General features: G+C 55.1%; 12 protein-coding genes. 9 read left to right on the top strand and 3 right to left on the bottom strand.

The window, feature by feature from the left end; genetic code table 11:
• Nucleotides 1-138: 138 nt before the first annotated feature.
• Complete coding sequence (gene msrA / locus AC4OVU_RS02935; protein ID WP_006810351.1) at nucleotides 139-780, top strand: peptide-methionine (S)-S-oxide reductase MsrA; 642 nt, start codon at nucleotides 139-141, stop codon at nucleotides 778-780.
• On the opposite strand, the gene AC4OVU_RS02930 is transcribed toward msrA, so the two are convergent.
• Complete coding sequence (locus AC4OVU_RS02930) at nucleotides 781-1839, bottom strand: LacI family DNA-binding transcriptional regulator (protein WP_045333416.1); 1059 nt, start codon at nucleotides 1837-1839, stop codon at nucleotides 781-783.
• A 192-nt stretch (nucleotides 1840-2031) separates the two neighbouring features.
• Here AC4OVU_RS02930 and AC4OVU_RS02925 point away from each other — a divergent pair, with 192 nt between their 5' ends.
• The 6 genes from AC4OVU_RS02925 to paeA all read left to right on the top strand — a co-directional run bounded on the left by AC4OVU_RS02925 (nucleotide 2032) and on the right by paeA (nucleotide 9624).
• On the top strand, nucleotides 2032-3183 hold the full coding sequence (locus AC4OVU_RS02925) for a Gfo/Idh/MocA family protein (RefSeq protein ID WP_045141844.1): 1152 nt from the start codon (nucleotides 2032-2034) through the stop codon (nucleotides 3181-3183).
• Nucleotides 3184-3198: 15 nt separating this feature from the next.
• Complete coding sequence (locus AC4OVU_RS02920) at nucleotides 3199-4377, top strand: Gfo/Idh/MocA family protein (protein ID WP_017383929.1); 1179 nt, start codon at nucleotides 3199-3201, stop codon at nucleotides 4375-4377.
• A 2-nt stretch (nucleotides 4378-4379) separates the two neighbouring features.
• The gene (locus tag AC4OVU_RS02915; RefSeq protein WP_017383930.1) at nucleotides 4380-5447 is read left to right on the top strand and encodes a Gfo/Idh/MocA family protein; all 1068 of its coding nucleotides are present in this window, start codon (nucleotides 4380-4382) and stop codon (nucleotides 5445-5447) included.
• A 9-nt stretch (nucleotides 5448-5456) separates the two neighbouring features.
• On the top strand, nucleotides 5457-6479 hold the full coding sequence (locus AC4OVU_RS02910) for a Gfo/Idh/MocA family protein (protein WP_096204538.1): 1023 nt from the start codon (nucleotides 5457-5459) through the stop codon (nucleotides 6477-6479).
• A 69-nt stretch (nucleotides 6480-6548) separates the two neighbouring features.
• Nucleotides 6549-8093, top strand: a complete 1545-nt coding sequence (locus AC4OVU_RS02905) for an MFS transporter (protein ID WP_017694657.1) — start codon at nucleotides 6549-6551, stop codon at nucleotides 8091-8093.
• A gap of 193 nt (nucleotides 8094-8286) precedes the next feature.
• On the top strand, nucleotides 8287-9624 hold the full coding sequence (gene paeA, locus AC4OVU_RS02900) for a polyamine export protein PaeA (RefSeq protein ID WP_110292702.1): 1338 nt from the start codon (nucleotides 8287-8289) through the stop codon (nucleotides 9622-9624).
• A gap of 76 nt (nucleotides 9625-9700) precedes the next feature.
• Here the strand turns inward: paeA and AC4OVU_RS02895 are convergent, their stop codons facing one another.
• Nucleotides 9701-9907: a DUF1107 domain-containing protein gene (locus tag AC4OVU_RS02895; RefSeq protein WP_003856054.1), complete on the bottom strand. Its 207-nt coding sequence runs from the start codon at nucleotides 9905-9907 to the stop codon at nucleotides 9701-9703.
• A 324-nt stretch (nucleotides 9908-10231) separates the two neighbouring features.
• On the opposite strand from AC4OVU_RS02895, the gene AC4OVU_RS02890 reads away from it, so the two are divergent.
• Nucleotides 10232-10789: a YtfJ family protein gene (locus tag AC4OVU_RS02890; RefSeq protein ID WP_015572489.1), complete on the top strand. Its 558-nt coding sequence runs from the start codon at nucleotides 10232-10234 to the stop codon at nucleotides 10787-10789.
• Here AC4OVU_RS02890 and cysQ read toward each other — a convergent pair.
• The gene (gene cysQ / locus AC4OVU_RS02885) at nucleotides 10783-11523 is read right to left on the bottom strand and encodes a 3'(2'),5'-bisphosphate nucleotidase CysQ (protein ID WP_015572488.1); all 741 of its coding nucleotides are present in this window, start codon (nucleotides 11521-11523) and stop codon (nucleotides 10783-10785) included. The genes AC4OVU_RS02890 and cysQ overlap by 7 nt on opposite strands.
• A gap of 190 nt (nucleotides 11524-11713) precedes the next feature.
• On the opposite strand from cysQ, the gene AC4OVU_RS02880 reads away from it, so the two are divergent.
• On the top strand, nucleotides 11714-13657 hold the full coding sequence (locus AC4OVU_RS02880; protein WP_045330347.1) for a bifunctional 2',3'-cyclic-nucleotide 2'-phosphodiesterase/3'-nucleotidase: 1944 nt from the start codon (nucleotides 11714-11716) through the stop codon (nucleotides 13655-13657).
• The last annotated feature ends 51 nt before the right edge of the window (nucleotides 13658-13708 follow it).

Raw genomic sequence — 13708 nt, 5'->3', positions numbered from 1 at the left:
AAATTACGGGTTGAAAAAGGGTGTAACACCCAAATATTTCTTATGATTAAATCTAGACTCATTCATCGCATTTATTGTGTTCAATTAAACGCTTCGTGACAACCTTAACCGAAACAACGCTACCCCGGAGGCCCCACCGTGAGTTTATTTGATAAAAAGCATCTGGTATCACAAGCCGATGCGTTACCGGGACGCAACACCCCTATGCCAGTGGCGACATTACACGCCGTAAACAACCATTCAATGACAAACGTTCCTGATGGAATGGAGATCGCCCTGTTTGCCATGGGCTGCTTCTGGGGCGTAGAACGCCTGTTCTGGCAACTGCCGGGCGTGTACAGCACCGCTGCGGGCTACACCGGAGGATATACGCCTAACCCAACCTACCGCGAAGTCTGTTCCGGTGAGACCGGTCATGCTGAAGCGGTGCGTGTGGTGTATGACCCGAGCGTCATTAGCTATGAACAGCTGCTCCAGGTGTTCTGGGAAAACCATGACCCGGCGCAGGGCATGCGTCAGGGTAACGATCACGGCACCCAATACCGTTCGGCCATCTACCCGCTCACCCCAGAGCAGGAGGCCGCCGCCCACGCCAGCCTGACGCGTTTCCAGGAAGCGATGCAGGCGGCCGGTGATAAACGTCAGGTCACGACGGAAATCGCTACCGCGAAACCGTTCTACTATGCCGAAGACGACCACCAGCAGTACCTGCATAAAAATCCGTACGGCTACTGCGGTATCGGCGGCATTGGCGTTTGCCTGCCTCCCCAGCAGGCCTGATTACTGCAACAGCGCCACGCGAGCCGCGTGGCGCGTGGCATTACTCACCGAACCGTAATCAATGACTTTCCCCTGCAACAGCAGGTTAAACACTGGCGCCTGTGGCCGGTTTAGCCGCGTTTGCAGCAAATGCACCGCTTCTATGCCCAAATCCCGACAGGGCACCGTGATCCCCGTAATGGGCTTTTCAAGCCGGTTTGCTAAATTCCACGCAAAATCGGTGGTGATGATGGAGATGTCTTCCGGCACGCGCAGCCCATGCCGCTGTAACGCCTTCAGCACACCCTCGGTCATGCTGGTGCTGTTGGGAAAAATGACCTCAGGCCACTGCGCTCTGTCGTGACGTAACAGCCACGCATCCAGCTCGCGCTCAGCCTCTTCAGCGGTAAACCACTCCGTGACCAGTAAATCCCGCTGCGGCTCAAACGCCACATGAAAATGCCGGTACGCTTCTTTAATTCCATCCAGCCGGGCATAGAGCGTGTCCCGGCGTAAACAGGTGATGGTCAGCACCCGGCGATGCCCCTGCTCGAAAAGATATTGCATCGTGGTAAAGCCGATTGCGCGATGATCGGGCGAAACCGAATCCAGCACCCGGTCCCGGTCGACGGAATTAATTAATACACAGGGTTTATTCAGCGTGCTGGCCAGCTTAAATATGGTGGAATCATCCGTACCAATGATAATTATTGCGTTAATATTTTTATGGCTTGCCTTTTCCATAAATAATTTCACGTCCGCATTTTGTTCCTCTAATCCGCAATAACTGATCCAGACATTATGTGGCGCGCTGGCTTCCGCAATGCCTTTGGTCACTTCCAGATAAAAAATATCCCCACGCCCCTGAAACGTTCTTTCAGGCGCAAATACAGCGATTCCGTTAATTAAAAGCCGTCCGCTCGCCATCGACTCCAGCACGCCAAGCTCCCGCGCGGTGCGGACAATGGCTTCCCGGGCCTTATCGCTGGTATAAGACTTGCCGCTCAACACCCTGGAAACCGTGCTCACGGAATATCCCGTCAGGGATGCGATCTCCTCCATTTTTAACTTGCCCGGCATAGTGTGACCTCGCTCTCAATCAGTTTTTGCAAATATTTGCAGAAACAGCGCTTTGATTTTAAAACCAAATTTCAAAATGGTTGGAGTTTACTTATTCACCTTGCGAGTATTCTCACAAAAACACATTGTCGCTACGTCTCGCCTTTCCTATTTTTCGGTCATCACGCTTTTTGACTGAAATTAAGGTGAGAAATGGAGAAGGTACGTTTTGGCATTATTGGTATAGGTAATATCGGTACGGTCCACGCACGCTATTTACTGGCCGGAACCGTCAGCGACGCCTGCCTTACGGCGGTGTGCGATAACGCGCCGGAAAAGCATCCGGCCATTCGGCAGCTGGTTGGTGGCATTCCGCTGTTCAGTGATGCGCAGGAAATGCTCCAGAGCGGGCTTATCGATGCGGTCATTGTCGCCACGCCGCATTACGATCACCCGCACCTGTCGATGCTGGCGATGCGCCACGGCATTCATACCCTGTGTGAGAAGCCAGCAGGCGTCTACACCGCGCAGGTCCAGGAGATGAACGCCTGCGCCCGGGAGTGCGACGTGGTGTTCGGCATCATGTATAACCAGCGGCCCAACCCGCTGTATCAGAAAGTGAAAGATCTGATCGACAGCGGCGAGCTGGGCGAGATCCGCCGCTCCAACTGGATCATCACCAACTGGTATCGCTCGCAGAGTTACTACAACTCCGGCGGCTGGCGCGCCACCTGGAAAGGGGAAGGCGGCGGCGTGCTGCTCAACCAGGACCCGCACCAGCTCGATCTCTGGCAGTGGCTGGTGGGCATGCCGGTTCGTCTGCGCGCGTTTTGCCAGTTCGGTAAGCATCGCGATATCGAAGTGGAAGACGAGGTGACCGCCTACGCCGAATACGCCAGCGGTGCGACCGGCGTGTTCATCACCACCGTCGCGGAAACGCCGGGCACCAACCGCCTGGAGATTGTCGGCGATCGCGGCAAAGTGGTCGTCGACGAGGGCAAACTGCGCTACTGGCGGCTGCGCGAATCGGAAACCGAGTTTAACGCTCGCTGGCAGAATGGCTTCGGTGAGCCGGAATGCTGGGAGGTTTCTGTCCCTGTTGCCCCGGAATACAGCGAGCACCACGTCATCACCGCCAACTTCTGCGCCGCCGTGCTGCGCGGCGAGCCGTTGATTGCACCGGGTCTGGACGGCATTCGCGGTTTAACCCTCTCTAACGCCATGCACCTCTCCACCTGGACGGACGACTGGGTTGAGCTACCGCTAAACGAAAAGCAATACCTGCGCCTGCTTCAGCAGCGCATCAGCACCTCTGTAGATAAAGAGGCCACCAGCATCACGCTGGATGCCGCGGGTACCTGGTAACACCGGAGAAAATCGATGTTAAATGTCGCCATTGTGGGAACAGGAAATATCTCCCATAACCATATTCAGGGTTATTTGCAGTTTGGACAGCGCTGCCGGATCGTTGCGCTGGTTGATATCTATCCGGAGAAAGCGGAAGAGAAAAAAGCGCGTTACGGCCTGACGGACGCCCGCGTGTACGCCAGCCACCGGCAGTTGCTGGAGGATGCGCTTCCCATCGATATCGTTGACGTCTGCACCCCTCCCTATGTCCATGCGGAGATCAGCATTGATGCGCTTCATGCCGGCTGCCATGTGCTGTGTGAAAAACCGATGGCCGCCTCGCTGGAGGAGTGTGATGCGATGATCGCCGCCCAGCAGGCCAGCGGAAAAACGCTCTCCATTATTGCCCAGAACCGCTTTACCGATGCCTTCTGGCGCTTAAAAGCGGCGCTGGATTCCGGCCTCGCCGGAAAAATATGCCATGCGCAGGTGGATTCCTTCTGGTGGCGCGGACATTGCTACTACGACCTGTGGTGGCGCGGCACGTGGGAAAAGGAAGGGGGCGGCTGCACGCTGAACCACGCGGTGCACCATATTGACGCCATTCAGTGGATGCTCGGCTTCCCGTCTGAGGTGGTGGCGATGATGACTAACGTGGCCCATGACAACGCCGAAGTGGAAGACCTTAGCGCCGCGATATTCAAATACCCCAGCGGCGCACTCACCCAGCTTACCGCCTCGGTAGTACACCACGGGGAAGATCAGAAGATCATTATCCAGGGTGATAAAGCGCGCATCTCCGCCCCATGGCAGGCTTATGCCAGCGTGAGTGCTGACAACGGCTTCCCGCAGGAGACCAATGATATTGAGCGAGAAGCCCTGCTTGATGCCGTTTTCCAGGCGACGCCCAGGCTCGAATGGACTCTGCACACCGGGCAGATTAACGACCTGCTTCAGAGCATTGAGCGCGGTACGGCCCCGCTGGTGGACGGCGTGCAGGGTAAGCGCTCGCTGGAGCTGATTACTGCGATGTATAAATCAGCCATTACCCGCAGTGTCGTTTCCCTGCCTGTTGGCCGCGATGATCCGTTTTACCGTACCGGCGGGACGAACGCTCTCGCCCCCCGTTTTTATGAAAAATCCGCAAGCGTCGCCAACTTCAGCGAAGTGGGCGCTATCCCTCTGGGTAAAGATCTGGATCGAGGACTGTAACCATGAACAAGAATGACGGAATGAACTACGCGCCGGTGGGCAAACCGCAGCCGGTGGTGCAGGCGGGTGAATTTGTATTTGCCGCCGCCGCGCTCGACCACGGCCATATCTACGGAATGTGTAATGGCCTGATTGAAGCAGGTGCCACGCTGAAGTGGGTTTACGATCCCGATCCGGCGAAAGTGGACACGTTTGTTCAGCAGTACCCGCAAGTGAAGGTGGCTGATTCCCTGGACGTTATTCTCGCCGATGGCGACGTGCGCCTGGTGGCCGGGGCGGCCATCCCCTCCGAACGCTGTGCGCTGGGGCTGAAGGCGATGACGGCTGGCAAAGACTACTTCACGGACAAAGCGCCGCTCACCACCCTTGAACAGCTGGCAGACGCCAAAGCGATGGTGGAGAAAACCGGGAAAAAATACGCGGTCTACTACAGCGAGCGTCTGCACGTGGAAAGCGCGGTCTTTGCCGGGCAGTTGGTACAGCAAGGCGCCATTGGTCGCGTGGTGCAAACCCTGGGCATGGGGCCGCACCGGGAAGGGACTGGCCGCCCGGACTGGTTCTACGATCGTCGCTATTTCGGCGGCATCCTTTGCGACATCGGCAGCCACCAGATCGAGCAGTTCCTGTTTTATACCGGCAACCGCGACGCCACCGTGGTCGCCAGCCAGGTGCGCAACGTTAACCACCCGCAGTATCCCGCATTCGAAGATTTTGGCGACGCCATGCTCAAAGGAGAAAACGGTGCCAGCGGCTATTTCCGTTGTGACTGGTTCACTCCTGACGGGCTCTCCACCTGGGGCGATGGTCGCCTGACGCTGCTCGGTACCGACGGGTATATCGAGATCCGTAAATATGTCGATCTCACCCGGGGCGAGCAGGATGTCGTCTACCTCGTCAATAACGAGGGCGAGTTCCGCTATCCTGTGGCCGGGCAGGTTGGGTTCCCGTACTTTGGCGAACTGATCCTCGACTGCCTGCACCGCACCGAAAATGCCATGACTCAGGCGCATGCTTTCAAAGCTGCCGAACTGTGCGTGAAAGCACAAATGCTCGCAAACGCAGCTGACTAAGGGGACGACATGAACATCCTGAACACGGCGATTATCGGTGCCGGGGCTATTCACAGTTGCCATGTGAATGCCCTGAGGCAAATCCCCAATGTCGCGCTGCGCGCGCTGGTCGATATCGACAGCGTCAAAGGACTGAAGCTGGCGATGAACTATCAGTGCCGCTTTTATCAGGATTACCGGGAAATGCTGCTGGATGACAGCATCGACGTGGTGCATATCTGCACGCCCCACTTCGAGCACAAAAACATGATTCTGGCGGCGCTGACCGCCGGGAAACATGTCTTTTGCGAAAAACCGGTGGGCATGAACAGCAGCGAGCTTGCCGACATTGCCTCTGCCGCCGCGCGGGCGCCCGGCAGGCTCGGCGTCTGCTACCAGAACCGGCTCAATCCGACCAGCCTGCGCATTCGCAAGGAGCTGGCGGAAGGCGTACTGGGAAAGATGTTAAGTATCAAAGCTGTGCTGACCTGGTCCCGCTCGGGGGCGTATTACACGGAAAGCCCGTGGCGCGGGCAGCTGGCAACGGAAGGTGGAAGCCTGCTAATCAACCAGGCGATCCATACCCTCGATCTGATGCAGTGGTTTGCGGGTGGCGTCACGCGGCTGAAGGGGGTAGTCGACAGCGGGGAACTGGCTGACGTCACGCAAGGGGAAGACAGCGCGATGGCCACGCTTCACTTTACCAACGGTGCGCGCGGTCTGTTTTATGCCAGCAACTGCCACACCACGGATTCCCCCCTCTGTCTGGAGATCCACTGCGAGCGCGGCTCACTGCTGCTCAACGACAACACGCTCTGGCGCATAACGCCCGGCGAACGATTTCGCCTGGAAAGCGATGCCTCTCCCGATGGCACCGCAAAAAGTTACTGGGGATTAGGACACCAGCAGGCGATCCGCCGTTTTTATCACGCTATTCATCACCCGGAGAGTACGGATTTTACCGATATTTGTACCGCCGGAAAATCACTCAAGATTGTGGAGGCTTTTTATCGGTCATCTCAGTTAAGACAATGGATAGATATTAATAATTAGAACGTCACGTGTAGTCCAGCAGTGCAATAAAAATACAACCTCTACATCTACCCTACACTGGATATTATTATGGTTAAACCAACTGAACGCAGAGTGGGTTATGGCGTGGCGCTTGGCTACGGCATAACCGACCTCTTTGGCGGAGGCGCTTTCGCCATTATCGGCACCTGGCTGTTATTTTTTTACACCACCTATTGCGGATTATCCGTCGTGGAAGCCGGCTCTATATTTGCTATTGCCCGCGTCATTGACGCGGTATTAAGCCCGATAATGGGTTACATCACCGACAATTTCGGCGACACCTGGCTTGGGCGTAAATTTGGCCGTCGTCGTTTCTTCTTATTACTCAGCTCTCCCTTAATGTTCCTCTATGCTCTGCTGTGGCTGACGGACATGGGTTACTGGTATTACCTGGGCACCTATCTTTCCATCGAACTGCTTTCAGCGATGGTGCTGGTGCCGTGGGAAACCCTCGCCGCGGAGATGACCAACCGCTATGAAGAGCGCAGCCGCCTGTCGGGCGTACGGATGATCTGCTCGCAATTGGGCGGTTTTCTTGCGGTGTCGGTTCCGGGCGTGATTATGCAATTTACCGGCAAAGATAATTCCTTTACCTACACGCTAACCGGACTGATATTTTCCTGCGTCTTTTGCATCGCGGTATTTATTACCTGGTACAGCACCTGGGAAGCAAAAGATGTGCATCAGGAGTATGACTTCAAAGTTGATACCCAGCGCAGCAGCGGAGTAATTAATCACCTCAAATATCTGGTGCTGGATCTCTTCTCTTCTTTTCGTATTCGCGCTTTCCGCCTGCATATTCTTATTTATATTTTCTCCTTCACCGCGATGGACGTATTTGGTTCAGTCTTTACCTATTACGTGGTGTATTGCCTGAGTCAGGATGCGGCAGCAGTGTCCGGCTGGCTAAGTATTGCGGCGTTTGCCTCCGTGCCGGGCACGTACGGATTTATGCTGTTACTCAACAGGCTGAACATGACCCCTTCCGCCGCACTGCGCCTTTCGTATAGCTGCATTTTCCTGGTGCTGGCATTCCTGTTTACGGTTTATCTCACCAAAACAGAGGTGCCAACGCTGCTGTTCTCCGCCGTCTTCATCCTGCTGGGTGCAGCCCGTTCCGGCCTCTATTACATTCCGTGGAATATTTATAGCTTTATTCCGGATATCGACGAGATCGTCACGCAGCAACGCCGGGAAGGCATTTTCGCTGGCGTAATGGTGTTGACCCGCAAAAGCACCGTCGCCATTGCGATTATGATTATCGGCCTGGTGTTGCAGGAGTCCGGTTTTGTGAAAGGCAGTGGCGCACAGCCTGAAAGCGCGCTGGGAGCAATAATTGGCCTGATGATTTTTGCCACCGCCGCGCTGCTGGCAGTGAGCTTCTTCGCGACCTACAAATTTAAGCTGACCCGCGAGACGCATAAGGTGCTGCTCAAGGAGATCGCGCGTCGGAAGCTCGGTGGCGACTATCGCGACTGCGACGCCAGCACCCGCATGGTCATTAAACAGCTGACAGGCTATGAGTACGATCAGGTCTGGGGCGGCGATGCCACACGCCTGGCTGTGGGCGAAAACTTATCCACCGTGAAATAGCCCCTCTCGCCGGATCGGCCCCATGCCGGCCCGGCTTTTTTTGCCGAAAACGTGACCTCTGGCAGGTTTACACGTCTTTACGCTATACTACCGCTGAAATAATCGGCTCAACGCTACGAGCTGAGTTCAATGTGTCTTCACACGAATGGTATCAACTCCCCTTCTGAGGATCTGGCGAGAAGCCGGATAAACTATGTTAAACAGTATTTTAGTAATACTTTGTCTTATTGCCGTCAGTGCATTTTTCTCGATATCGGAGATCTCGCTGGCTGCCTCCCGTAAAATCAAACTGAAGCTGCTTGCCGACGAGGGCAACATCAACGCATCACGCATTCTGAAAATGCAGGAAAACCCCGGCATGTTCTTTACCGTGGTGCAGATTGGCCTGAACGCGGTCGCCATCCTTGGCGGTATCGTGGGCGATGCAGCGTTTTCTCCGGCGTTTTATAGCCTCTTTGTTAAGTACATGTCCGTAGAGCTGGCCGAGCAGTTGAGCTTCATCCTCTCCTTCTCCCTGGTCACCGGCTTGTTCATTTTATTCGCGGACCTGACCCCGAAACGCATCGGTATGATTGCGCCAGAAGCTGTGGCTTTGCGTATCATCAACCCGATGCGCTTCTGCCTGTATGTCTTCCGTCCGCTGGTGTGGTTCTTTAACGGCCTGGCGAACGTCATTTTCCGCATCTTCAAGCTGCCGATGGTGCGTAAAGACGACATCACCTCCGACGATATTTATGCGGTGGTGGAAGCCGGGGCGCTGGCAGGCGTGCTGCGTAAGCAGGAGCACGAGCTGATTGAGAACGTTTTCGAACTGGAATCCCGTACCGTGCCGTCCTCCATGACCGGCCGTGAAAACATCATCTGGTTCGATCTGCATGAAGACGAGCAGAGCCTGAAGACCAAAGTGGCGCAGCACCCGCACTCCAAGTTCCTGGTCTGTAACGAAGATATCGACCATATCATCGGCTATGTGGACTCCAAAGACCTGCTGAACCGCGTGCTGGCAAACCAGAGCCTGGCGCTGAACAGCGGCGTGCAGATCCGCAACACCCTGATAGTGCCGGACACCCTGACGCTCTCCGAAGCGCTGGAAAGTTTCAAAACCGCCGGGGAAGACTTCGCGGTGATCATGAACGAATACGCGCTGGTGGTGGGCATTATCACCCTCAACGACGTTATGACGACCCTGATGGGCGACCTGGTCGGCCAGGGGCTGGAAGAGCAGATTGTTCAGCGTGACGAAAATTCATGGCTCATCGATGGCGGTACGCCGATTGAAGACGTCATGCGCGTACTCGACATTGACGAGTTCCCGCAGTCCGGCAACTACGAGACCATCGGCGGCTTTATGATGTTTATGCTGCGTAAAATCCCGAAACGTACCGACTCGGTGAAGTTCTCCGGCTTCAAGTTTGAAGTGGTGGATATTGATAACTACCGCATCGACCAGCTGCTGGTAACGCGTATTGATAGCAAACCGACCGTGCTGGTGCCGAAACTGCCGGATGCCGGAGAGAAGGTGTCGGCGTAATCCTTTGTGTGCCCCACAAACATCAACGGCTCCCATCGGGAGCCGTCTTTTTAACTACTACTGCATAGCACGTTGGTTAAGCCATCTCAGTTTGCAGACGCATAACCTGACGGTTGACTTCGGACATCACAGACAAGTGCTGTTTGTCCTTCACTTTTGGGATAAGGATTTTGCCCTTATCGAACTCAAAAGCGCCAACATCCTTGATGTACAACCGTCCACGGAACAGGATCTTCACGTACTTCGCCACCTGAAGCGGGTTGTAGCGTTGGAAAATTTTCATTCTTGTATCTCCTGCGAATCATACGCTCTTGCGGTGCCACAATCGGCCCGACTGTCCTGAGCGCAAATTTTGATGCCCAATGACTATAGACCAGAACCTCGTACTTACCCAGTGTGCATAAGTTTATTTACCGTTTGATTACAATTATTCAGAATAATCTTTGCAAAGCGTGATACAGCGCAGTATATGCCGTCGTTTTTGCATGGATATGTGCGTTCGCCCGCAAACTGGCATCGGGATTGCGGGAAAAGCCTATTGATCGCACTTATGATTAAAAGCGCATGACCAAGTGGTCGGATCACCTGCTAACAATAAGGAAACACCATGACCCTACGTAACCTCCTGGCAGCAGCTTGCCTGTTGCTGCCGCTGATGGCTTCCGCACACAACATTGAAAAAGGACAACGTGTCCCGCCGGTCGGGATTGCTGACCGGGGAGAATTGATTCTCGACAATGATAAGTTTAGCTATAAAGCCTGGAATAGCGCGCAGCTTGCGGGCAAAGTGAGAGTTGTACAACATATTGCCGGGCGTACATCCGCTAAAGAGAAAAACGCTACCCTCGTGGAAGCGATCAAGGCCGCAAAACTCCCGCACGATCGCTACCAGACCACCACCATCGTGAACACCGACGACGCGATTCCCGGCTCCGGGATGTTTGTGCGCTCAAGCCTTGAGAGCAATAAGAAGCTCTATCCCTGGTCGCAGTTTATTGTCGACAGCAATGGCATGACGCGTAAGGCGTGGCAGCTGGAAGAGGAGAGTTCAGCGATTGTCGTGCTGGATAAAAACGGTCGCGTACAGTGGGTTAAGGACGGCGCGCTGACGCAGGATGAGGTGCAGCAGGTGGTTGCCCTGCTGCATAAGCTGCTGACTCAGTAAAGTGACACCCGGAAGCCCGGATTCAGGAATGACTCGCGCGGGGTGTAGTCCAGTGGCTTACCCTGCCAGTCATGCACATGCGCGCCAGCCGCCGCCGCCACCGCATGCCCTGCCGCCGTATCCCAGACGTTCGTCGGCCCGAAACGGGGGTACAGCTGCGCCTGCCCTTCCGCCACCAGACAGAACTTCAGCGACGAGCCAATCGACGTCGTCTGGTGTTCCCCCAGCTGTTGCAGGTACTCCTCCAGCTCGCTGTCACTGTGCGAGCGGCTGATCACCACCAGCGGAGGACGGGCATCACGCACCTGGATCTGCTTACGCACGCCGCACTCTTCCTTCCAGGCTTTACCTTCCGCCGCGCTGTACATCACCTTCATCACCGGGGCGTAAACCACGCCAAGCACCGCTTTTCCTTTTTCAATCAGGGCGATGTTGACGGTGAATTCACCGTTACGCTTGATAAACTCTTTCGTGCCGTCCAGCGGGTCGACAAGCCAGTAACGCTGCCAGTGCTGACGTTCATCCCAGCTCTGGGGCGCTTCTTCAGAAAGGACCGGAATATCCGGCGTCAGGGCCTGCAAACCTTTCAGGATCACCGCATGCGCCGCGATATCCGCCGCCGTCACCGGGGAGTCATCCGCTTTGCTGACAACATCCATCGGTTTCGCACCGTCGTACACCTGCATAATGGCATCACCCGCATCCCGTGCGAGCTGACAAATTTTATCTAACATTCTCCACCTCTTCGTTAACGCAGTGGGCATAACTTATTGTTTTAGTTATATCGTAATGTGAACAATTCCGCTATCTGTGAAGCAATTCTGGTTTCAGCACCCTTTTTTCTGGCAGCATTCACACTTCTGTAAGCAACAAATACTACATACATATTCTTTTGTGGCTTGGATCGAAAAAAGGACTCCTCAGATGATTAAGTTTAGCGCAACGCTCCTGGCAACGCTGATTGCGGCAAGCGTTCAGGCAGCGACGGTGGATCTCCGTATTCTGGAAACCACCGATCTGCACAGCAATATGATGGACTTCGATTACTACAAAGATACCCCTACGGAAAAATTCGGACTGGTACGCACGGCAAGTTTGATCAACGCCGCCCGCGGTGAAGTGAAAAACAGCGTGCTGGTCGATAACGGGGACTTAATTCAGGGCAGTCCGCTCGGCGACTACATGGCGGCGAAGGGGCTGAAAAAAGGCGAGGTCCACCCTGTCTATAAAGCGATGAACACCCTGGATTATGCGGTTGGCAATCTGGGCAACCACGAATTTAACTACGGCCTGAAATACCTGCACGACGCGCTGGCAGGGGCAAAATTCCCGTACGTTAACGCCAATATCATCGACGTTAAGACGAAGAAGCCGCTCTTTACCCCTTATCTGATTAAAGAGACCGAGGTTGTCGACCAGGACGGTAAAAAACAGACGCTGAAAATCGGCTATATCGGTTTTGTGCCGCCGCAGATCATGACGTGGGATAAAGCCAACCTCGACGGGAAAGTGACCGTCAACGACATTACCGAAACCGCGCGCAAATACGTGCCGGAGATGCGGGCGAAAGGGGCGGATGTGGTCGTCGTCGTGGCGCACTCTGGCCTCTCGGCCGACCCGTATCAGGTGATGGCTGAGAACTCCGTGTACTATCTCAGCCAGGTGCCGGGCGTGGATGCGATCCTGTTTGGTCACGCCCACGCCGTCTTCCCGGGCAAAGATTTCGTTGCTATCAAAGGCGCGGACATCGAAAAAGGGACGCTTAACGGTGTGCCATCGGTAATGCCGGGCATGTGGGGCGACCACCTTGGCGTGGTGGATCTGGTGCTGAATAACGACAGCGGAAGCTGGAAAGTCACGCAGTCGAAAGCGGAAGCGCGTCCGATCTACGACGCAGCGGCCAAAAAATCTCTGGCAGGGGAAGATAAAAAGCTGGTCGACGTCCTGAAGCATGACCACGACGCGACGCGTGAATTTGTCAGCAAGCCGATCGGTAAATCGGCTGATAACATGTACAGCTTCCTCGCGCTGGTACAGGATGACCCGACCGTGCAGGTAGTCAACATGGCGCAGAAAGCCTATGCGGAGCACTATATTCAGGGCGATCCGGATCTGGCAAATCTGCCGGTACTGTCTGCCGCGGCGCCATTCAAAGTGGGCGGGCGGAAGAACGATCCGGCCAGCTACGTTGAGGTGGAAAAAGGCCAACTGACCTTCCGTAATGCCGCCGATCTCTACCTCTATCCCAACACCCTCGTGGTGGTGAAAGCTACCGGGAAAGAGGTGAAGGAGTGGCTGGAGTGCTCTGCCGGGCAGTTCAACCAGATCGATCCGCACAGCAGCAAACCGCAGTCGCTGATTAACTGGGACGGTTTCCGCACCTACAACTTCGACGTGATCGACGGCGTGGAATATCAGATTGACGTTACCCAGCCCGCGAAATATGACGGCGAATGTCAGGCCATTAATCCGCAGGCAGAACGTATCAAAAACCTGACCTTCAACGGCAAAGCGATTGATCCGAATGCCACTTTCCTGGTGGTGACCAACAACTACCGCGCCTATGGCGGCAAGTTTGCCGGTACGGGTGACAGCCACATCGCCTTTGCCTCGCCGGATGAGAACCGTTCGGTGCTGGCGGCATGGATCAGCGCGGAGTCGAAAAAGACGGGTGAAATTCATCCGGCGGTGGATAACAACTGGCGACTTGCGCCGATCCACAGCGACACTAAGCTGGATATTCGCTTTGAGACATCTCCGTCCGATAAAGCAGCCGCGTTTATCAAGGATAAGGCGCAGTATCCGATGCAAAAGGTCGCGACGGATGATATTGGGTTCGCGATTTATCAGGTGGATTTGAGCAGGTAGCGATGATTGTGCCGGGTGGCGGCTTCGCCTTACCCGGCCTACCCGCAATCC

The sequence above is a fragment of the Enterobacter sp. 6722112 genome (assembly GCF_058661685.1).
Note: the sequence above shows the minus strand (reverse complement) of the source record. Positions and strands in the feature narration are given on the sequence as shown.